General features: G+C 39.1%; 19 protein-coding genes and 1 tRNA gene. 9 read left to right on the top strand and 11 right to left on the bottom strand.

All coding sequences use genetic code 11. The features are described from left to right. Nucleotides 1-34 precede the first annotated feature (34 nt). From SKC35_RS03985 to SKC35_RS03970, 4 genes are read left to right on the top strand one after another with little or no spacing between them, the layout of a single operon-like run. Nucleotides 35-1,459 carry an MBL fold metallo-hydrolase RNA specificity domain-containing protein gene (locus tag SKC35_RS03985; protein ID WP_377978154.1) on the top strand — a complete coding sequence of 475 codons (1,425 nt, stop codon included), beginning with the start codon at nucleotides 35-37 and terminating at the stop codon, nucleotides 1,457-1,459. 29 nt (nucleotides 1,460-1,488) lie between these two features. Further along, nucleotides 1,489-2,445, top strand: coding sequence for an acetyl-CoA carboxylase carboxyltransferase subunit alpha (locus SKC35_RS03980; RefSeq protein ID WP_377978153.1), 957 nt, complete (start codon nucleotides 1,489-1,491; stop codon nucleotides 2,443-2,445). Between the two features lies 1 nt (nucleotide 2,446). Further along, nucleotides 2,447-3,079 carry an HAD family hydrolase gene (locus SKC35_RS03975; RefSeq protein WP_377978152.1) on the top strand — a complete coding sequence of 211 codons (633 nt, stop codon included), beginning with the start codon at nucleotides 2,447-2,449 and terminating at the stop codon, nucleotides 3,077-3,079. Further along, nucleotides 3,069-3,641, top strand: a complete 573-nt coding sequence (locus SKC35_RS03970) for a 1-acyl-sn-glycerol-3-phosphate acyltransferase (protein WP_377978151.1) — start codon at nucleotides 3,069-3,071, stop codon at nucleotides 3,639-3,641. The genes SKC35_RS03975 and SKC35_RS03970 overlap by 11 nt, the downstream gene beginning before the upstream one ends. Here the strand turns inward: SKC35_RS03970 and lpxB are convergent. Then, on the bottom strand, nucleotides 3,617-4,699 hold the full coding sequence (lpxB, locus tag SKC35_RS03965) for a lipid-A-disaccharide synthase (RefSeq protein ID WP_377978150.1): 1,083 nt from the start codon (nucleotides 4,697-4,699) through the stop codon (nucleotides 3,617-3,619). The two genes, SKC35_RS03970 and lpxB, sit on opposite strands and share 25 nt — an antisense overlap. A gap of 2 nt (nucleotides 4,700-4,701) precedes the next feature. Then, nucleotides 4,702-5,121, bottom strand: coding sequence for a 6-pyruvoyl trahydropterin synthase family protein (locus SKC35_RS03960; RefSeq protein ID WP_377978149.1), 420 nt, complete (start codon nucleotides 5,119-5,121; stop codon nucleotides 4,702-4,704). Between the two features lie 115 nt (nucleotides 5,122-5,236). Here SKC35_RS03960 and rfaD point away from each other — a divergent pair, with 115 nt between their 5' ends. Further along, nucleotides 5,237-6,202 (top strand): ADP-glyceromanno-heptose 6-epimerase, encoded by a 966-nt coding sequence (gene rfaD / locus SKC35_RS03955; protein ID WP_377978148.1) that lies wholly within the window; start codon nucleotides 5,237-5,239, stop codon nucleotides 6,200-6,202. On the opposite strand, the gene SKC35_RS03950 is transcribed toward rfaD, so the two are convergent. Genes SKC35_RS03950 through SKC35_RS03935 form a run of 4 tightly spaced genes read right to left on the bottom strand, consistent with a single transcriptional unit; the run spans nucleotide 6,183 to nucleotide 11,896 of the window. Continuing rightward, nucleotides 6,183-7,166: a glycosyltransferase family 2 protein gene (locus tag SKC35_RS03950; RefSeq protein WP_377978147.1), complete on the bottom strand. Its 984-nt coding sequence runs from the start codon at nucleotides 7,164-7,166 to the stop codon at nucleotides 6,183-6,185. The two genes, rfaD and SKC35_RS03950, sit on opposite strands and share 20 nt — an antisense overlap. A gap of 1 nt (nucleotide 7,167) precedes the next feature. Then, nucleotides 7,168-8,451 (bottom strand): glutamate-1-semialdehyde 2,1-aminomutase, encoded by a 1,284-nt coding sequence (gene hemL, locus SKC35_RS03945; RefSeq protein WP_377978146.1) that lies wholly within the window; start codon nucleotides 8,449-8,451, stop codon nucleotides 7,168-7,170. Between the two features lies 1 nt (nucleotide 8,452). Next, entirely contained in the window at nucleotides 8,453-10,240 is a 1,788-nt protein-coding gene (gene yidC, locus SKC35_RS03940; protein WP_377978145.1) for a membrane protein insertase YidC, read from the bottom strand. A gap of 6 nt (nucleotides 10,241-10,246) precedes the next feature. Then, entirely contained in the window at nucleotides 10,247-11,896 is a 1,650-nt protein-coding gene (locus tag SKC35_RS03935) for a CTP synthase (protein ID WP_377978405.1), read from the bottom strand. A gap of 103 nt (nucleotides 11,897-11,999) precedes the next feature. Between SKC35_RS03935 and SKC35_RS03930 the strand changes: the two genes are divergently transcribed. The 4 genes from SKC35_RS03930 to nspC are packed head-to-tail and all read left to right on the top strand — an operon-like array spanning nucleotide 12,000 to nucleotide 18,199. After that, nucleotides 12,000-15,320 (top strand): UvrD-helicase domain-containing protein, encoded by a 3,321-nt coding sequence (locus SKC35_RS03930; protein ID WP_377978144.1) that lies wholly within the window; start codon nucleotides 12,000-12,002, stop codon nucleotides 15,318-15,320. Next, nucleotides 15,313-15,801, top strand: a complete 489-nt coding sequence (locus SKC35_RS03925) for a C40 family peptidase (RefSeq protein ID WP_377978143.1) — start codon at nucleotides 15,313-15,315, stop codon at nucleotides 15,799-15,801. The genes SKC35_RS03930 and SKC35_RS03925 overlap by 8 nt, the downstream gene beginning before the upstream one ends. Before the next feature lie 51 nt (nucleotides 15,802-15,852). Further along, nucleotides 15,853-17,067 (top strand): saccharopine dehydrogenase family protein, encoded by a 1,215-nt coding sequence (locus tag SKC35_RS03920; RefSeq protein WP_377978142.1) that lies wholly within the window; start codon nucleotides 15,853-15,855, stop codon nucleotides 17,065-17,067. Between the two features lies 1 nt (nucleotide 17,068). Next, nucleotides 17,069-18,199, top strand: a complete 1,131-nt coding sequence (gene nspC / locus SKC35_RS03915; protein ID WP_377978141.1) for a carboxynorspermidine decarboxylase — start codon at nucleotides 17,069-17,071, stop codon at nucleotides 18,197-18,199. 3 nt (nucleotides 18,200-18,202) lie between these two features. On the opposite strand, the gene SKC35_RS03910 is transcribed toward nspC, so the two are convergent. The 5 genes from SKC35_RS03910 to hisG form a co-directional block, all read right to left on the bottom strand. Next, nucleotides 18,203-18,276 (bottom strand) — tRNA-Ala (locus SKC35_RS03910). A gap of 1 nt (nucleotide 18,277) precedes the next feature. Further along, nucleotides 18,278-18,799: a hypothetical protein gene (locus SKC35_RS03905; RefSeq protein ID WP_377978140.1), complete on the bottom strand. Its 522-nt coding sequence runs from the start codon at nucleotides 18,797-18,799 to the stop codon at nucleotides 18,278-18,280. A gap of 1 nt (nucleotide 18,800) precedes the next feature. Continuing rightward, a complete protein-coding gene (gene hisC, locus SKC35_RS03900) occupies nucleotides 18,801-19,853 on the bottom strand; it encodes a histidinol-phosphate transaminase (RefSeq protein WP_377978139.1) in 1,053 nt (350 codons plus the stop codon). 2 nt (nucleotides 19,854-19,855) lie between these two features. Beyond that, complete coding sequence (gene hisD / locus SKC35_RS03895) at nucleotides 19,856-21,118, bottom strand: histidinol dehydrogenase (protein ID WP_377978138.1); 1,263 nt, start codon at nucleotides 21,116-21,118, stop codon at nucleotides 19,856-19,858. Between the two features lie 2 nt (nucleotides 21,119-21,120). After that, a complete protein-coding gene (hisG, locus tag SKC35_RS03890) occupies nucleotides 21,121-21,984 on the bottom strand; it encodes an ATP phosphoribosyltransferase (protein ID WP_377978137.1) in 864 nt (287 codons plus the stop codon). Nucleotides 21,985-22,029: the final 45 nt, after the last annotated feature.

Here is a 22,029-nt window from a genome sequence, read left to right as displayed (position 1 = left end):
AGGGGGCTCTTGTAGCCCCTATTTTCTTTATTCTATGCAATTATCCTTTTTAGGAGCCGCCAGACAAGTCACAGGAAGTATGTTCTTGTTGCAATTGGAAGATGGCTATCAGATATTAATCGATTGTGGAACGGACATGGAGCGTAAGATCGACTTCGATGAGCCGGTTGAGCAAAAATCTTTTTTCCCTTTCGATGCCTCACTAATTAACTTAGTGATTCTTACTCATGCACACATTGACCACTCTGGTAATATTCCGATGCTATATCGGGAAGGGTATGAAGGTCAAATTCTTTGCACACCTCCGACAGCAGATTTAGCCGAATTGTTATTAATGGATTCCGCTAGTCTTCATTTGCGTCGTTTGCGTGCTGCGCAAGGAGAGAGCCGGAAGAAACATAAACAGATGGATCGCTTACTTCGTAAAGGAGATCTATATCTTCAAAAGGATGTGGAAAATGCGATGGAAAATTTTGTGACGCTACAATTTAATCGCAAGTTTATTGTTTTCCCTGGTCTTGAAATTACTTTTGTGCCTGCTGGTCACTTACTTGGGGCTGCGCATGTTTTGATTTCAGTTACTGAAAAAGGGGAGACTAAAACCATTGGTTTTAGTGGGGATATCGGTCGTGCTAACTACCCTTTACATATTGATCCTCAACCTTTTCCGGAGGTGGATTATTTAGTTTGTGAAACTACTTATGGAAATCGAATTCATGAGGATAAGGACAGTCCGATGGATGCTTTAGGGAAAGTGATTAAAGAAACCTGTATTGATCGTCCTGGTCGATTAGTTATTCCCGCTTTCTCAGTAGGTAGAACCCAAGCAGTTTTGTATACATTAAATAAACTAATTGAAGAGCGTAATTTTCCAGCGGTTCGCGTATTTACGGATAGTCCGATGGGACGTAGTTCTACAAAGATCTATTCAAAATACTTATCGTATTTAAATCCTGAGGCACGAGAATTCCATAAAGAGAATGATGAGTTGTTTGATGTAGATAATTTGGTCTTTCTCCAAACTGAAAAGGAAAGCAGAGCAATTCGTGATTACCGAGAACCTTGCATCATTATCTCGTCATCAGGTATGATTTCTGGTGGCCGTGTGGAACAACATATTGCAGATAATATATCTAATACATACGCAACGATTCTATTGATTGGTTATACAGCTGAAGGTACTTTAGGTCGTCAGCTTTTGGCTGGAACGGATATGATAGTCGTAAAGGATCGTGAGTATAAAGTGAATGCACAAATTCGTAAAATTGATGTCTTCTCTGGTCATGCGGATCAAACAGGTTTATTAGATTTTGTGAAACAACAGAAGCCCACTAAGTTAAAAAAGATATTTCTTTCACATGGGGAAGAAGAAAGTATGCTTGAATTCTCCTCTATTTTAAATGGATTAGGATTTAATGACGTTATTTTGCCTCAAAAGGAGGACGCTTTCGAGCTTTAATTTTATTTTTGTATTAAAATTTACGCCTTATGAAAACATTATTGGAATTTGAAAAGCCGATTGCGGAGCTTGAAGATAAACTGATTGAGATGCGCAAGCTTGCTTTAGAAAATAATGTCGATGTGACAGCTGCTGTGGCATCTTTGACTGATAAGATTTTAGAATTGAAAAAGGAAACATTTTCGAATTTGACTCGCTGGCAGCGAGTTCAACTTTCCCGTCATCCAGATCGTCCTTATACGTTTGATTACATAGAGCATCTGTGTGAAGAATTTATTGAAATTCACGGTGATCGTAATGTGGGAGATGATAAAGCCATGGTAGGTGGTTTTGGAACAATTGATGGGGAGATGTCTGTGATGTTTATTGGACAACAAAAGGGGCGTAATACGAAAGAACGTCAGTTCCGTAATTTTGGAATGCCTAATCCTGAAGGATATAGAAAAGCGCTTCGTTTAATGAAAATGGCGGAGAAGTTTAACAAGCCTATTGTATGCCTAATTGATACTCCAGGAGCATTTCCTGGTTTAGAAGCGGAGGAAAGAGGTCAAGGAGAGGCAATCGCACGTAATATTCGGGATATGTTCATGCTTAAAGTACCTGTTATTTGCGTAATTATTGGCGAAGGAGCTTCTGGTGGTGCTTTAGGTATCGCTGTGGGTGATCGCGTCTTAATGATGGAAAATACCTGGTATTCCGTTATTTCTCCTGAGTCTTGTTCCTCTATTTTATGGAGAAGCTGGAATTACAAAGAACAAGCGGCTGAAGCCTTGAAATTAACGGCTAACGATATGTTAGCGAACAAATTAATTGATGGTATCATTCCTGAGCCTTTAGGTGGGGCACATCTTCATCCGGAAGAGGCTGCTGCGACCTTGAAAGAAGTTCTTAAAAGGGAATTAGCTATTTTATCTGCGATTGACCCTGCTACGCGTATTTCACAGCGTATAGATAAGTTTGGAGCGATGGGAGAAGTGATTGAATAAGATGGCTGCTCCTAAAGCGATCATTTTTGATTTAGGTAATGTTTTATTGCCTATCGATTTGTCCTTGACTTATGAGGCATTTTCAGCTTTTTCTTCCTTAAGTTCGTCAGAAATAGCATCTGCCATACTGGAACATCAGTTATGGGTTTCCTATGAAGCTGGGAAGCAAACTGATGCAGAATTTCGGGGTTTTCTGCGTGAACAACTTGATTTAACGATTTCTGATGCGGACTTTGATAACGCCTTTTCTGCTTTATTATTAGACTTCCATACGGGAGTGTACGAGTGGATAGCTTCTCTTAAATCTCAATTTCATTTAGTTCTTTTAAGCAATACCAGTTCTATACATGCAGAGCGATTTACTAAAGTATCCTTAGGCCCTGAAGGACAAAATCTTTTCAGTCTTTTTAATCATGTGTATTATTCATTTGAAATGGGGCTAGTGAAACCTGATTTAGCTATTTATCAACAGGTTTTGGACGAACAAAGATTTTCTCCAGAAGAGGTATTGTTTTTTGATGATAATGTGGCTAATATTAATTCCGCTAAATCAATGGGTATTCAGTCATTTTTAATTGATCCTACTCGTTCCTTTATACAAATCCAAGAAATCTTAAATACTTATGTTAGTTAGTAGTCCTGTTTTCGATGTGTTATTTAAATTAGCCGGCTGGAAATTAGTAGGCGAGGTGCCGCGTGATTTAAAGAAAGCGCTAGTCATTGTCTGTCCACATGCTACATGGAAAGATTTCATTGTAGGTTTAGGAGCTCGTTCCTTACTTCGTATTCCCATTTTATTCTGGGGTAAAAGAGAGTTGTTTGATGGGCCTTTTGGAGGGATATTTTCTTGGTTAGGTGGGTATCCGGTGAATCGGGGTACAAAATCTAATCTAGTTGATTCCATCGTGGATATTTATAATTCGAAGGAATCCTTTTATGCGGTGTTAGCACCGGAAGGTACGCGTAAAGATGTCCAAGAATTAAAAACAGGTTTTTATTATATCGCTGATGGTGCTAAAGTCCCTTTAATCATGATTGGTTTCGACTTTGTGAATAAGGAAATAAAAATTCGTGAGCCTTATTATACGACAGGAGATTTCCAAAAAGATAAATTGGATATCGCGCGTTATTACCAATCGATACCGGGTGTTCAAAAATCGTGGATTAAGAATTATTTAGCTGAAGCAGCTGAATAGATTAATTCGGCTGTTTTTTTCGAGGCACCTGCGTTACCTACTAATTCCTGTAGGTTTTTATAATCTTCCTTTTGTTGTTGATAGGCGTTTCCCTTCGTTAATAATTCTCGCATCCAGGCTGTCATGTGGTCTACGGAGAATTTGGCTTGAATTAATTCGGGTACAGCTAGTTTGTCTAGAATGATGTTGACGAGGGAGATGTATTTAATTTGGATAACTATTTTTGCCAAAGAGTAAAATACCCAATCCGTCTTATATACCACAATCTGTGGTGTATTTAAAAGTGCTGTTTCTAAGGTTGCTGTTCCTGAGGTAACAATAGCCATTTCGGCTTGTTGTACTACATCATAGGTTTGATCAAATAGAACTGGGATGTTCGTTTGGTATAACTCTTTCCAATCAGATATTCCAGCAATCACAAATGATAAATCAGGATTAGCACTAGCTAATTGCTCAAATAGGGGTAAGGCTGTTTTGATTTCCTGTTTTCTGCTTCCTGCTAATAAGGCAATGTATTTTTGACCCTTAAGGCTGAACTGCTCATTAGGAATAAAAGCCTGGATGGCATCTTGAAGTGGGTTACCTACATAGGTAGTAGGGATCCCAGCGTCACTAAATAGCTTGAGTTCGAAAGGGAAGATTACATACAGGTGATCTATCCATTTCTTGAGTTCATCTACTCGACCTTTATTCCAAGCCCAGACTTTAGGCGCAATGTAGAAGTGCGTTTGAAACCCCTTTTTCTTAGCTATTTTAGCCGCCTTTAAATTGAATCCACCATAATCGATAAAGATGATTGCGTCTGGTTGAAAAGTGTCTATTTGTTCACCAAAGGTCTTGAATAGCCCCTTTAATCGTTGTATGTTTTGAATAACTCCTAGGATGCCCATAATCGCTAATTGATTATGGTGTATTAATAGTTGAGCACCCTGATCTTCCATTAAATCACCTCCCCAGGCTTGAATAACAGCATTCTTATCCAATTCTTTGATTTCTTGGATAAGATTAGACCCGTGAAGGTCTCCTGATTTTTCTCCTGCTAAGATGAAATATTTCATACTTATTCTCCGAAGTATTCGACCGAATTTTTATTCGTTTCGATTAAGTGAATTTTATGTAGAGTGGCTGAAGTCGATGTCTCCTTAATTTTAGGCGCTAGAATCTTCCAAAATTCCATCACAAGAATCTCACAACTAGCTAGTTTTCCTAGCATAAAGTCGACGTCTAAATTGAGGTTTTTGTGATCTACTTTATCTATAATTTCTACCTTAATTAAATCGCCTAATTGTTTGAGATCATACACAAATCCGGTGTCAGGATCAGGTATACCTTTGACCGTTACGATCAATTCGAAATTATGACCATGCCAGTTATTATTGGCACAAGGACCAAATACTTCAAAGTTTTTTTCTTCTGTCCAGGCTGGATTGAATAAGCGATGCGCTGCGTTAAAATGTTCCTTGCGGATGACGTGTACCATTGTTTTCAGTTTTGATGGAGGGACCCTGGGAAAACAATAGCAGAGTTCCAATTATTGTACAAAGTTAATAAACCTTCCGGGAATCTGTGTAAATTTGTATTTAAATCCTACCCATATGATCATTGTTACTGGCGCCGCAGGCTTTATTGGAAGTTGTTTAATTCAGAAGTTAAATGATTTGAAGTTTCGATACATTATTGCGGTGGACGATTTCTCTAATGAGGATAAGTACCGAAATTTAGCGGGAAAGTCTATCATGGAGCGGGTTGATCGCAAGGATCTATTTGGTTGGTTAGAGAAAAATAACAGGGAAGTGGAATTCTTTTTTCACATTGGAGCAAGAACGGATACGACTGAATTTGATACGAATATCTTTGATGAACTCAATTTAGATTATTCCAAGAAGGTTTGGAATGCCTGCGTGGCTTACCAAATTCCCTTAGTCTATGCTAGTTCAGCGGCCACCTATGGTTTAGGTGAATTAGGCTATGACGATAACGAAGCCTTAATCCCTTCCTTAAAACCCTTGAATCCTTATGGAGATTCAAAGAACGACTTCGACATCTGGGCATTACAGCAAGAGAAGAAGCCATTCTTCTTTGCAGGTTTGAAGTTTTTTAATGTGTATGGTCCTAATGAATTTCATAAAGGACGTATGGCATCGGTTATTTGGCATGCTTATCGTCAAATTCAAGCCAATGGAACCCTTAAATTATTTAAGTCACACCGGGATGATTACCAAGATGGAGAACAGATGCGTGATTTTATTTATGTGAAAGACTTAATCGATGTGTGTGTATTTTTAATGGAACATCGCAAGAACTCAGGAATCTATAATTTAGGTACAGGGAAAGCTAGATCATTTAATGATTTGGGTAAAGCGACTTTCGCAGCTTTGGGATTAGTGCCAAACATCCATTACATTGATACGCCTGCCGATATTCGAGACAAATACCAATACTACACAGAAGCCAATATGGCTAAATTGCGTGCTATAGGTTTTACGAAGGCGTTTACGAGTCTAGAGGAAGGTGTAGAAGACTATGTGCAAAACTACTTAGCTAAGCAGCTGTACTATTAAACATTTTCTTCAGCCCTTCTTCCGCGAATCCCTTGCCATAGGCGAATAGTTGAATGTTCGCGGCAAAGATGGACAGCGTAGCAATTTTGATGCTTTTCGTACTCATAAATGCAGCGATAAAGATCAATAAGCTATACGCAACTATTCCTGCTAATAAGATCAATCCATATACGGGTATTGCTAACAATGCAATTCCGGTTAGTACGTAATAACTAAAGAATAGGAATGGGAAGAAATGTACCGCCTTCAGCTCTTTAGGAAAGAATCGACTAATGTTGATACGCGCTCTTCCAAAGAAATGTAATTGTTTATAGAATTGTCTAAAGTCAGTTCTACGTTTGTGGTAGATGAAAGCATTAGGTATTAAGCCGGACTTGAATCCCAGAGAGATACACCGAATACTGAATTCAATGTCTTCGCCCATACGGGTGATTTTAAAACCTCCTGTCGCTTCATATACTTTCCGGGAGATTCCCATATTGAAACTGCGAGGATGGAATTGGCCACCAATGTTTTTTTCTTTTCCTCGAATACCACCTGTGGTAAAAAAAGAGGTCATGGAATAGCTGATGGCTTTTTGGATAGGAGTGAAGCTGGGATGATCCTGATCTGGACCTCCAAAAAGATCTAATCCTTCTGCTTTCACCGCTTTGTCTACTTCCGTTAAATAGGTGGGCTCTAAAAGTGCGTCTGAATCGAGAATGATGAAGTAATCTCCTTTGGCACGCTCAAATGCATAATTTCGGGCGAAACCTTGACCTCCATTTTCTTTGACATAATAGGCTAAGGAGAATGCCTCTTTATATTTTTCAATGATGGCCGAAGCATCTTCTGTTGATCCATCTTCAATAACGACCACTTCAAAATCTTTGAATTCCTGCGTTTGAATACAAGCTAACAATTCGTCTAACTCTTGTGGACGGTTGTAAACAGGAATAATCAGGCTGTAGGCCGGCGTTTTCATCTTATAAGGAACGAAGCGTTGCTTTACTCGCTGAAATGATTTGATCGTATTCTGAATCGCCTAGAGCAGCTGATAAGAACCAAGATTCATATTGAGATGGCGGCAAATAGATACCTTTATCCAACATGCCTTTGAAATATTTACCAAATAGGGCAGTATCTGATGTTTTAGCATCACTAAAATTGTTTACGGCTTTGTCAGTAAAGAACAAAGTAAACATGGATCCGATTTGGTTGATGGTATAATTAAGACCTAATGTCTTCAAATCTGCACTTAAAGCTTCTTTTAAGGCGGTACCCCGCTGCTCTAGAGCGGCATATACTCCCGGATTCTCTGTAATTAGGTTTAGCATAGCTAAACCAGCCGTTGTTGCTAATGGATTTCCAGATAGTGTTCCCGCCTGGTAAACAGGACCAGCTGGTGCGATCATATCCATGATTTCTGCTTTTCCACCATAAGCGCCTACTGGAAGACCACCACCGATAATCTTTCCTAAGGTGGTTAAATCGGGTTGAATTCCGGCTAAGCCTTGGTATCCGGCTGCTGAAAGACGGAATCCCGTCATTACTTCGTCGAAAATGAGAAGAGCTCCGTATTGCTTGCACAATTTTTGAACTCCTTCTAAATAACCTTCTTTTGGGATCACTAATCCCATATTGCCCACAACGGGTTCTATGATGATGGCTGCTACTTCTGTAGGATTTGCTTTGAAAAGAGTCTCTACGCTTTCTAAATCATTGTAAATAGCAGTCAGAGTATCCCTTGCCGTAGAAACGGTAACACCTGGACTATCTGGGGTTCCTAAGGTGGCAACGCCAGAACCAGCTGCAATGAGGAAGGAATCGCCATGACCGTGGTAACAGCCTTCCATTTTAATGATCTTATCTCGTTTTGTGTAAGCTCTAGCTAAGCGAATGGCAGCCATGGTAGCTTCCGTTCCAGAGTTTACTAAACGAACCTTTTCAACGGAAGGAATCATCGAAATGATTTTCTCTGCGATCAATACCTCGTTATAGGTAGGAGCACCAAAAGAAAATCCATTACTCAACGCACCACGAACCGCTTCTTCAATCACTGGATGCGCTTGCCCAAAGAGCATAGGACCCCATGATCCGATTAAATCAATATACGAATTCCCGTCTACATCGTGTAAATAAGCACCTTTAGCCGATTTGATAAATACAGGATTTCCACCTACTGATTTGAAGGCACGAACAGGAGAGTTAACTCCGCCTGGAATTAATTCTTTCGCTTTCTCAAAATAGGCTGTGCTTAGGGTATTCATCTTATTTTTTCTTCGGATTCTTTGTTGTTGCTTTTTGTTGTTCTTCCATCGTCTTCAATTGGGTTTGAAGGTATTGAGAGAACTTTGATTTTTTAGGACCACCACCCGCAGCAATTTTCTTGCGATTCTCATCTAACAAGGCCTTGATCTTATCCTCATTCACAAATTTGCGAATCGCTAATTGTTGACCAATCGTTACTAAGTTCGATACGAAATAGTAGAAACTTAGCCCAGCAGGGAAGGAGTTCATTACAAACATGAAGATAACTGGGGTTACATAAGCCATCATTTTCATGTTGATCGGTTGACCCGGTTGATCTGGTGTAATTTGGTTGTTATAATATCCATATGCTAGTTGTGAGACTGTCATTAACAAACAGAATAAACTAACATGTGAACCATAGAACGGAATATTGAATGGTAGATTTAAGAATGAATCATACGTAGATAAATCGTTGGCCCATAAGAATGATTCTTGGCGTAGGTTAATCAAATTAGGGAATAACATGAATACCGCCATTAAAACAGGCATAGTAGCTAGTACAGGAATACAACCACTTAAAGGATTAACGCCCACTTCGCCGTATAATTTCATCGTTTCTTGTTGCACGCGGGCCGCATCGTCGCCAATCTTCTCTTTAATTGCCGCAATTTCTGGAGCCAAAATACGCGTCTTAGCCATAGAGACGTAAGATTTATACGTTAATGGCAATAATGCAGTTTTAATGATTAAGACTAAAACAACAATTAACAAACCGTAATTCGAAAACAAACTTTCTAGGAATCCGAATAATGGAACGAAAATGTATTTCGTAATCGGCAATAAGAAATCATAACTCAGTTTGACGTTCTTACCAAAATTAGGTGCTTCAACCTTATTGACAATCGAATAGTCATTAGGCCCAAAGTAGAAGGTGAAATTTGATTTGCCTGCCGATAGATCTTGTGCTGAAGCTATGATCTGCGCATCTAAGGTTTTAATGTTGACAGAATCTGTCAAATTAGGTGTTGCAGTTAAAGACGCCGATTTGAAAGCGAATCCTTGAGGAATTAAACCTGAAAGGAAATACTTTTTCTTGAAGCTTATCCATTTCGTGCTTTTGTCTAAATTCTCATTTGTAACCGAGCTAGGATTCTCAGATAGGTAATCAAATTCCTCATCTTCGGTCAATAAATAATTGATAGTAGCTTTACGCTCCTCGGTGATATCTTTCTCCGTTTGATGAACTTGCTCTTTCCAATGAATGAAATAATCGCCACCGGTTAAAGCAACCGATTTGGCATCTAATTGGTAATCTAATAGAAATCCTGATTCAGGTAATACATAGCTAGATGAAATGGCTTGACCATTCGCTAATGCTCCTGTAAAGCTCACTTTGTTACCTGATTGAACCCCTGTAAAATCAAGATTAGAAACCTTTACCTTGCCTGCAGCAGTAGGTAATTCAACACTGAACTCATCTGATGCAGCGTTATACAAGTATAATCCGTCTGACTTTCCTACATTGAAATTGGCATAGCTTTTGTAGTTCTTTAATTGAACAGAAACTAGCTTAGCTCCTTTGGAAGATACCTTAACGATGATATCATTGTTCTCCAAGGTAAAGATTTGTTCTTGCTTAATGCTAGAATCAATCGATACCAATTTGGCAGTATCCTTCGGAATAATGGCTTTTTGAGTTACCGCTTTAGCCTTTACCGCAGGAACTTCTTTAGGGGCAAAGAAATATTGGTAGCCTAACAGCATACCCATAATTAATACAATACCCGTGATGGAATTTCTATCCATGATTACTTATTTTGAATTTTTGATGAATGGAACAGCGTGTTGATGCGCTGCCTTAACAAATTGTACAAATAGGGGAGACGGACTTTCAACCGTCGATTTATATTCTGGGTGAAATTGAACACCCACAAAGAAAGGATGATTTTCAATTTCCACGATCTCTACCAAATTCGAATCAGGATTAATACCAGAAGTAACTAATCCAGCCTTATGGAATTGATCTAAGTAATCGTTATTGAATTCATAGCGATGTCTGTGACGCTCCTGAATGGATGTTTTTCCGTAGATTTTATAGGCCAAAGTTCCTTTTTCAATCTTACAAGGATAGGCGCCTAAACGCATCGTACCGCCTTTTTCAGAAATATCCTTTTGTTCTAACATTAAGTTAATCACCGGATCAGGACTTTCTGGGTTCATTTCAAACGAATGTGCCTCTGATAAACCCATTACATTACGAGCAAACTCAATAACTGCGCATTGCATACCTAAACAAATACCTAAGAAAGGAATTTTGTTCTCACGAGCATATTTGACAGCGTTGATTTTTCCTTGAATACCTCTTTCTCCAAAACCTGGTGCCACTAAAATACCATCTAAACCAGCTAATGTTTCTGATACATCTTCCGTATCCATTGTTTCAGAAGAAATCCAATTCAAGTTTACTTTGATGTCATTTGCAGCTCCGGCGTGAATAAAGGCTTCCGCAATGGATTTATAAGAATCTTTTAATTCTACGTATTTACCAATTAAGCCGATATTGATCTCGAACTTGGGATTTTGTAATTTGGAAAGGAAACTAGTCCAGTTCTTCAAATTAGATTCCTTATCATTATAGATATCCAACTTGTATAAAACGCGGCTATCTAAACGTTCTTCTTTCATTAATAAAGGCACTTCGTAGATAGTAGATGCATCTCTTGCCTCAATTACATCCGCTTCAGACACATTACAGAATAAGCCGATTTTCTTCTTCATTTCCTGAGGAAGAGGGTGCTCTGTACGACAAACTAAGATATCAGGTTGAATACCTGACTCAGATAATTGCTTCACACTATGTTGTGTAGGCTTGGTTTTTAATTCACCAGCAGACGCTAAATAAGGAATTAAAGTTAAGTGAATGAACAAAGTGTTCTTTTCACCTAAATCCCATTTTAATTGACGAGCTGCCTCAATAAATGGCAATGATTCGATATCACCTACGCAACCACCAATCTCCGTAATAACGATATCAAACTTACCTGATTCGCCTAAGAGCATAATATTGCGTTTGATTTCATCAGTAATGTGAGGTACCACCTGTACGGTTTTGCCTAGATAATCGCCACGACGTTCTTTGGTAATGACATTATGATATATACGACCAGTGGTGATGTTATTTGCCTGACTAGTAGGCGTGTTTAAAAAACGCTCGTAATGGCCTAGGTCAAGATCCGTTTCTGCTCCATCATTCGTCACATAGCATTCGCCATGTTCGTATGGATTCAGTGTGCCTGGATCGATGTTGATATAAGGGTCAAACTTTTGGATTGTACAGGTTAGACCTCGCGCTTGAAGTAGCTTCGCTAAAGACGAGGCAATGATGCCTTTTCCTAACGAGCTTGTTACACCACCCGTAACAAAAATGAACTTGGATTTCTTGGGATTCCCTTTACCAGACATTGATAGAATTGTTGATTTGGTTACGGGAAACAAAGATAGGGAAATAAAAGCATACCGAATTAATCCTATTTTTATTTTATCTTGCATTCTTAATAGAATTTCGATGAAACCTCAACAAATCACCCTCTTTTCTGCCTCAGCCGGATCAGGTAAAACCTATACCTTGACGATTGAGTATATTAAGATGGCGCTCTCAGAGGTAGAATCGAAGGGATATTTTCGTCGTATTTTGGCCGTTACATTTACGATCAAAGCGGCCGAAGAAATGCGCCAAAGAATTTTACATTTTTTAGCTGGGATGGCAGTTTATCCTGCATTTGATCAGACTTCCCCCGCAGAACAATCTAAAGTCTTATCCATTATCGATAAGGTTCAAACAGAATTAGCAGAAGACGGTATTCATTTAACAAAAGAACAATTAGCGGAGAGGGCGGGTACCACCTTGCAACAAATCCTTCAGGATTATGGATTATTCTCTGTGATGACGATTGATTCGTTTGTCCAAAGACTTAGCGCATCTTTCATCGACGAATTAAATCTGCCTAGTCAATACGAGGTGTTATTAGATTCGAATGGATTAATTCATGAGCTTATTAATCGGCTATTAGATCAGGTTAATAGTACAGGAGATGCCGAATTAAGCGAGTTGATTTTGTCGTTTGCAAATCAAGAAGTGGCAGAGGGTCGAAATTGGAATCGAATGCGGGATAGCTTGCACGGATTTTTGAAGATTTCCTTAGAAGAGAAATTCTTAGCAATTGAGCCGCATCTGGCCCTTTTTCAAGTGAACGACTTCTTGCGTTTGGAAGATCAATTACGTGGTTTACTGCATCAGATGTTAGGCGAGGTTAAATCGGTAGCTGATTCGTTTATTCAGATTATAGATTCGCTCGGTTTTCCAGATGCCTTCTATTATTATGGAGGGACTGGTCCAGTGGGAAATATGCGGTCCTTTTTGCGCAATCCTGAAATAGCAGATAAAGCCTATTCTAATTTCAAAAAAGCAATTGATGGGAATTCGTGGACTTCCGCTAAAGCGATTGGAGCAGATAAAGCGATAATTGAGCAACATGCAACTGAATTAAGTGATTTAGGTAGTCAATTTATTGAATTGCAGTCCCTTTATTGGAAGCGTTACCGGTTCTTACATTGGGTATTGAAGGATTTGAAAAAGTTAGCTTTATTAAATCTGATTCAGCGCGAAATGCGTGCTTATCAACAGGAAAATTCGGCGATTCCTATTTCGGAGTTTTCTAAAAGAGTCTATGAAGTGATTTCTCAAGATCCCATTCCATTTATCTATGAGAAGTTAGGCGATCGCTATTTCCACATATTTATCGATGAGTTCCAGGATACCTCCATTTTGCAATGGAAGAACTTTATGCCTTTAGTAGAGAATGCAACTTCGGTGGGGAAACGTAGTTTATTAGTAGGAGATGCTAAGCAATCCATTTATAAGTTTAGGGGAGGGGAAGTTAGTCTAATTGCTTCTTTGGCCACTCAGGACCCTTCTTTAGTGGCGGATCATTTTACGGAAGAATCGCTGGATGAACAGCGCTTTGATTATTTGCTACATCAAATTGGCCCTAAAGCGCTGAATGATAATTACCGCAGTGCAACGGAAGTCGTTGAGTTCAATAACCAATTCTACCACTCCTTGGTCGAAAATGATTCAGTACTTGCCTTATGTCCCTTAATTTCGCCACTTTATGGAGCTAATTTAAAGCAAAACCCGAAGGTGGCTTCTTCGGACTTCAATGGAAAGGTAGATTTGTTAGTCTACCACAAGTCTAAAGAGACCTTTGGTTTTACGGAACCCGAAAACGAATTCATGTTTGAGCAGGTGATGAATCTGATTCAATATAATCGAAGTATTGGATTTAGGTATCAAGATTTGGCGATATTGACGCGAAAGAATAAACATTCGCGTTACTTGGCTCTGCGTTTGAAAGAAGAGGGGATTCCAGTGATTTCTTCAGATTCGCTATTAGTACATTATTCGCCGGTAGTTGGTTTTGTTTTGTCCTATTTAGCTTTGTCTGAGCATCCCAAAGAATCCCTCTATTTATATGAATTGATCTACCAGTATGCAGAAATAAAGGGTCAGGTTGTTTCTGCCACTGATTTAGTCTTTGTCGAGCAATTATCTGGTGATGCTTTTGAAAAGGCATCACTTTATTTTCAAACTAAGCATATTCAGGTTCCTGTCTTTTCAGATTTATTGCGATGGGTGTATGATTTAGTTTCTGGTTTTGATTTATTGAATGATGTAAGTGGCCAAGAATACTTGTGGAAGTTTTTAGATGTATTGAATGAATACGTTTTATTAAAAGATAAACTTGTCGCAGGTTTCTTGCAGCATTTTAACCAGAACCGAAACTCGTATTGTATTTCGAGCTCAAATCAAGACGATGCTGTAACGATTTCGAGTATTCATAAGTCTAAAGGATTAGAATATCCGGTGGTGATTCTTCCTTTTGTAAATTGGACATTCCAAGCTGACTCTGAGAAGATTTGGTATGAAATGGGTGAGGAGGAATCAGAAGATTTACCAATAAGCAAAGATTCGAATTTGAAACATATTTACGGACGGGTAAATTCTGCTGAGATTTTGCCATACCCTAGCTTAGTTCAGCAAACGCAAAAAGAGAAAGAAGCCATCTTCCTAGATGCGCTAAATATGCTCTATGTGGCCACTACGCGTCCAAAACAATCATTGCATTTACTTTTAACAGTACCAGATCCTGATTTACATTCCAAGACGATTTCAACGTATACAAATTCCGTCGGTCGGTTTGTTTACGATTACGCACAAGAAAAGTCAGATTCAGCTGAAATACCAACCTATTTGCAAACCACGACAGCTTGGAACGCATCTTATTTTGCCTTTTCAAATACACCCGTTATTCCATCTTTAGAGCACGCAGACCTACCTAATTTGGAGAAATACGTTCAAATTTCGTTAGGAAACGACGTATCACCCGTATCACTTCGGGTGAATTCTGCCAAAGCTGATTTGTATACAGCGGCTTCAAAGAAGCGTGAAATTGGGAATCAATTACACGATTTGTTGGCTCAATTGTCTGATATGGATGCTTGGGTGAAGGTGAAGGCGAAATCTAAAATAGACGTATCTTCTTTAGATGCTCTTTTTGAATTAGATGAGGTATGTGCTTTTTTTGCTAAGGATATATTAGCCTTTAAGGAAGTGGATTTATTATGTCCAGACGGAAAGATCATTCGTCCGGATCGTGTGAATAAAATAGGAGAGGCCTTGCAGGTGATTGACTTTAAAACGGGTAAACAAAAACCAGAACACCACGATCAAATTAATCGCTACAAGCAAACCTTAGTGGATATGGGTCATCAAGTAACGCAGGGAGTTTTAATCTATCTTGAAACCAAAGAATTAGTCTATGTATAAGCGTTTACTTTTTTTTGCGATGTTAGTGGTTTTGTTAGACTCCTGTTCTTTTGTCAAACGGATTTTTCATCGATCGGGCTCGTCCTATTACAGTTCCTCAGAGCTGAAAGATATTATCAAGGAGGCGAAGAAATACAAAGGGGTACCTTATAAAACGGGAGGAATAGATAAAAAAGGGATGGATTGTTCCGGACTGCTTTTCACGGCTTATGCTACAAATGATTTTTCGATTCCCCGTGTATCATCGGACCAAGCAAAATTTGGAGAGGAAATCAAGTTGAAAGACATACAATTAGGGGATTGGGTGTTTTTTGCTACTGGAAAGGTGGGACTCATTAATCACGTAGGTTTAGTGACCAAAGATCGTCCAGCCATTAGCTTCATTCACGCCAGTACTACATATGGTGTTCGGGAGGATTTGTTGTACCAAAAGTTTTGGCTAGATCGAATTGTCAAAATTATACGTCCGTATAAAAATTAATATGGTTTTTAGCCATTGATGTTCTATTTTTGCATTTCTTTTTAAAATGCTATGTCTAAAAAAATCGTAATTATTGGTGCTGGTGGCGTTGGAAATGTAGTCGTAAAGAAATGCGCGATGAATCCTGCTTCCTTTTCTGAGATCGTTCTAGCTTCTCGTACTTTATCTAAATGTGATGCCATTGCCGCTGAATGTGCTGCTATTGGTTTACCTACTGCCGTGAAAACACGTCAGGTAGATGCAGATAATGTACCTGAATTAGTGGCTTTGTTCAAAGAAGAAAAGCCCTTCTTAGTTATCAATGTGGCATTGCCTTATCAAGATTTAACGATTATGGATGCTTGTCTTGAGGCAGGTGTTCATTATTTAGATACGGCGAATTACGAGCCTAAAGACGTAGCTAAATTTGAATATTCGTGGCAGTGGGCTTACCAAGAGAAGTTTAAGAAAGCCGGATTAATGGCTTTATTAGGCTGTGGCTTTGACCCAGGTGTAACAGGTGTTTATACGGCTTATGCGAACAAGCATTATTTCGATGAGATGCATTATTTAGACATCATCGATTGTAACGCAGGAGATCACGGAAAAGCGTTTGCTACAAACTTTAATCCAGAGATTAATATCCGCGAGATTACGCAAAAAGGTAAATACTGGGAGAATGGTGAATGGATTGAGATCGAGCCGATGTCGATTCACAAACCTATCGATTATCCAAACATTGGACCGAAAGAATCGTATGTCCTTTATCATGAAGAATTAGAGTCACTTACAAAGAACTTCCCTACGTTGAAGCGCGCGCGTTTCTGGATGACCTTTGGTCAAGCCTATTTAACGCACTTAGAAGTACTTCAAAATGTAGGTATGACTTCGATTGCACCGATTAAGTTCAAAGGAATGGATATCGTTCCATTAGAGTTTTTAAAGGCTGTTTTACCAGAACCAGGAACCTTAGGTGAAAATTATTCTGGCCAAACTTCTATCGGTTGCCAAATCAAAGGAATGAAAGATGGCAAGGATGCCACTTATTATGTTTGGAATAATTGCCACCATGCAGATTGTTACCAAGAAGTTCAAGCACAAGGTGTTAGTTATACCACTGGGGTTCCAGCCATGATTGGTGCTTCCTTAATGATTGATGGTTCTTGGTTTGCTCCAGGCGTATTTAATGTGGAAGAATTTAATCCAGATCCATTTATGGAATTGTTGAATATTCACGGTTTACCTTGGGATGAGCAACATAACATCACTTTACCTCACGAATATTAGTATGTCGTACTATCCTTCGATTCCATCTCCTTGTTATGTATTGGAGGAAAATTTACTGGTTGCTAATCTTGAACTGTTAAAGCGTGTTCAGCAAGAAGCAGGTATTGAGATTATTTGTGCGTTGAAAGGATTTTCTTTTTACCACGAGTTTCCCTTAGTAAAGCATTATTTAGCAGGAGCCACAGCTAGTTCCTTACACGAAGCGCGATTAGCTTTTGAGGAAATGGGCGTGAGGCCTCATGTGTATTCTCCTGCCTATTTAGAATCGGAATGGGAAGAGCTTGCTTCGTATGCGGGTCATATCACGTTTAATTCTTTGAATCAATACAATCAATACAAAGATCGTGCTCACGCTGCGGGAATATCTTGTGGATTACGTATTAATCCTGAATATGCGGAAGTGGAGACTGATATGTATAATCCCTGTGTGGCTGGTTCACGCTTAGGCATTCGTCGCTCTGATTTAGGAGATTTGCCGGCAGGTATTGAAGGATTGCATTCGCATACTTTATGTGAAAATGATTCCTTTGTTTTGGAGCGTACTCTTGCCGTAATTGAGGAGAAGTTTGGCGATTTGTTGCCTAGCTTAAAATGGTTGAATTTAGGCGGTGGCCATCTAATTACAAGAGCTGATTATGATGTGGCACATTTAATTGGATTATTAAAAGGATTTTGCCAAAAATACCCTAACCTACAGATTATTCTCGAACCTGGTTCAGCTGTAGGCTGGCAAACGGGTTTTTTAAAATCAACGGTATTGGATATTGTCGAATCTGCTGGTATTACGGTGGCTATTTTAGATGTATCTTTTGCGGCACATATGCCAGATACGTTAGAGATGCCCTATAAACCTCGGATAAGAGGAGCGAATTCAGAACCTGAAACAGGTAAGCCCACGTATCGTTTTGGCGGTATGACATGTTTAGCAGGTGATTTCTATGGCGATTATTCGTTCGAAAAGGAATTGCAAATAGGGGATGAAATCATTTTAGAAGATATGATTCACTATACAATGGTGAAAACAACTACATTTAATGGAGTTAACTTACCTAGTATCGGTAAATTAGATAAAAAGGAGCAATTCCACTTATTGAAATCTTTCGGATACGAGTCCTTCAAAGACCGTTTGTAAGTGTGGAGAAGATCGGTCTCGAACCGACGACCTCTTGCATGCCATGCAAGCGCTCTAGCCAACTGAGCTACATCCCCATTAAAAATTGACTTTTACGCCTACACCACCCTGAATGTGTAGAAAAAATGGATTAGGTAATAATTCTGAATACATCCCTAGTTCCGCAAAGAAAGAGAGATTGGGTGCATCAATAGGAAAGTATTCCAGTCCAGCTACTCCAGCTGCACCTAAACCTCGTTTTGTTTCTGGGAAAACAGAATTATTGGAGAATAAGTTTCTAGACACAAACTGAGGTCCTGCTCCATAATAATAATGTAAATCTGAATTGACTAGGGTAGGTCGATGCCATAAATACAAGGCATTCATGGAGAATCCGATGTTTTGGAAGGAGCCGTTTTGATAGGAGCGATTAGTGCCCCAAAGTCCGCCATAGGTGCCAAAATTAACTTCAATTGCATTTTTTCCACTAGGTAGATAGCGCTTAATCATAAATCCACCGGGCTCGCCCACTCTAAATCCAGCCGCCCAATCCTTCATTTGTGCCTTTACAGTAGTAAGGCTACAAAGTAGAATCAAGATAAGAAATAAGCGTTTGAACATATTAAGCTTTGTAAAACTGGTTGATTAGTTGAACTAATTTATCGTTTTCTTCTGATAACCCAATCGTAATTCGTATAGAATCTTCACATAAGGCGACAGAACTCCGGTTTCTAGTGATTAATTTCGCCTCAATCAAATAATCAAAAAGGTCGTTAGCCTGTTTAAAATGCACTAATATAAAATTGGCATCGGAAGGATAAATTTGAATAACCCCTGGAACGTTTATGAGTGATTTTTTTAATCGGTCGCGTTCGGAAAGAATTGATTTAACTGATTCATTTTTAAATGATACGTTAGATAGTGCTTTATAAACTATCTCCTGCGTCGCTCCACTAATATTATAGGGTGGCTTTATTTTATTCAACAAGCTGATAATGGTAGGATGTGCAAAGGCCATACCTAATCGCAAGGAAGCTAATCCATAGGCTTTGGAAAGCGTCTGCATCACAATGACCTGAGGGTATTTCGCTAATTCTAAAATGAAACTAATTTCATCAGAAAAGTCAATGTATGCTTCATCAATGATAATAAAACCTGATTTAAAAGATTCTATTAACGTATAAATATCCGAACGATTCAATTTATTCCCGGTCGGATTATTAGGCGAACAAAGAAATAACAAACGCGTATTTTGATCAACCGCCTGTAATATTCCCTCCACATCCAATTGATAATGCTGCGTTAAGCTTACCTTACGCTGCTCGATATGGTTAATAGAAGCGCTCACCTCATACATGCCATAGGTAGGAGGGCACAAGATAATATTATGTACACCTGATTGACAGGTCATGCGCATGATTAAATCGATGGCTTCATCTGATCCATTTCCGAGGAAAATTTGATCCGTTGAGCAGGATTTAATTCCAGCTAACTGCTCTTTAATGGCTAATTGTAAAGGATCTGGATAGCGATTCCAATTTTCAGATACTCCTGAACCTAATGGATTTTCATTCGCATCTAGAAACACTCCTTCTTTACCTTTGAACTCATCTCTTGCTGATGAATAAGGTTTTAGGTTCCAAATATGGGGCAATATGAAGTTTTCGAAATTCATACTTAGCTTAATCTAATTTTAACGGCATTCGCGTGAGCTTGTAATGATTCAGCTTCAGCCATATCAATAATAGTCTTACCTAATTGCTCCAAACCTTGCTTAGAGATGGATTGTAAAGTAATTTTCTTCGTAAACGAATCCAAATTAACACCAGAATAAGCTCTCGCAAATCCATTCGTAGGTAATGTGTGATTGGTACCTGAAGCATAATCTCCAGCAGACTCAGGAGTATAATGCCCTAAAAAGATAGATCCTGCATTACGAATGTGGTCTGCAAATCCCTCGGCATTGTCACAAGCTAAAATTAAATGTTCTGCAGCGTATTCGTTTAATAAGTCAATGGCTTCTGCTGAAGTATTTACTAAAACAAATTTTGAATTAGCCAACGCTTTTTCAGCTAAGTCTTTTCTAGGTAATTCGGCTAGCTGAAGATTGATTTCAGCGATCGTTTCTTCCACGATGGAGTAAGATGTACTTACTAAAATAACTTGTGAATCTGATCCGTGTTCTGCTTGTGATAGTAAATCTGAGGCAATGTAAGCTGGATTAGCTGTTTGGTCTGCATATACAGCTACTTCTGATGGACCAGCTGGCATATCGATGGCTGTTCCTAACCGATTCGCATACATCTTGGCAGCAGTGACGTATTGATTTCCTGGACCAAAAATTTTATACACTGCGGGAACGCTTTCTGTACCTAAGCTCAAGGCAGCAATAGCTTGTGAGCCGCCTACTTTAGCCATCTTAGTTACGCCACATAATTTAGCAGCGTAGAAAATAGCGGGGTGAGTAGCAGGAGTACAAAGAACCACTTCTTGACATTCTGCGATACGAGCTGGAATGGCTAACATCAAAACCGTTGAAAATAGGGGAGCTGTTCCTCCAGGAATGTAGATACCCACTTTATCGATGCCAGTGGACTTTTGCCAACACACCACACCTGGATTAATTTCAATTTTATTCGGAACTAACTTTTGTGCCGCATGAAAGGTATAAATATTAGCATAGGCATGATCGATTGCCTTTTGTAATGTTATATCTGTTTTTGAGGCTAAATCCTCCATTTCTGCGGCCGTATACAGAATATCTGTAATCTCTCTCTTTTCGTAGGTTGCAGTTAATTCACGTAAGGCTTGATCGCCTTTCGATTTAACTTGGCTAAAAACGTCAGAAATTAAGGCATCTAATTGTCCCTGCTCTAAAGCCGGACGCTGACATATAGCGGCATAATCTAAACGAGAAGGATAATTGATTTGTGTAAACATGATTAAAGAATCATTTTTTCAATTGGTAATACTAAGATACCTTCAGCACCTGCATCACGCAGGTTTTCAATGATATTCCAAAAGTCATTCTCCTCAATCACCGAATGCAAAGAGAACCAGCCTTTCGTAGCTAATGGCAATACCGAAGGAGATTTCATTCCCGGTAATAAAGCAGTCACTTTATCAATGTTTTGCTCTTGAACGTTTAAAACCACATATTTCGCATTTTGGCCTCTTTGAACCGAGTCAATTCTAAATAATAACTTGTCTAAAATAGCCTGTTTCTCGGATGATAAGGCCGTGTTAGCAATCATCACAGCTTGGCTTTGAAAAACCGTAGCCACTTCTTTAAGACCATTGCTTAGTAGCGTACCTCCAGTAGAAACGATATCACATATGCCTTCTGCGAGTCCGATAGAAGGGGCTATCTCTACAGAACCTGAGATCTCGTGCATTTCTGCCTTAACACCGTTCTTTAATAAGAATTGGCTTGTTAGATTGGGATATGAAGTAGCGATGCTTTTCCCCTCGAACTGTTTTAAATCGGTATAATTCTCACCTCGTGGAATAGCTAAAGAAAGGCGACATTTAGAAAAGCCTAATTCTTTAACGATAGCTACTTTGCGCGTATGCTCCATTAGCACATTCAAACCTACTACGCCTAAATCAGCCACTCCATCTTCGACATAACCTGGAATATCATCGTCACGTAAGAAGAGAAATTCAATAGGGAAGTTGCTGGAAATGGAACGAAGCTTAGAACCGCCCGACTCAAATTTAATGCCACACTCCTTAAATAATTTCAACGAGTCATCGCTTAGGCGTCCTGACTTCTGTACCGCAATTCTGATATTGTTTCTGCTCATCGTATTTAATCTAAAAAAAGCAAGCCTCGAGGTTATTCGAGGCTT

This window comes from Aquirufa originis (genome assembly GCF_042714495.1).
In the GTDB taxonomy this organism is placed as follows: Bacteria; Bacteroidota; Bacteroidia; order Cytophagales; family Spirosomataceae; genus Aquirufa; species Aquirufa originis.
The sequence above is the reverse complement of the archived record's forward strand: the minus strand, read 5'-3'. Positions and strand labels throughout refer to the sequence as shown.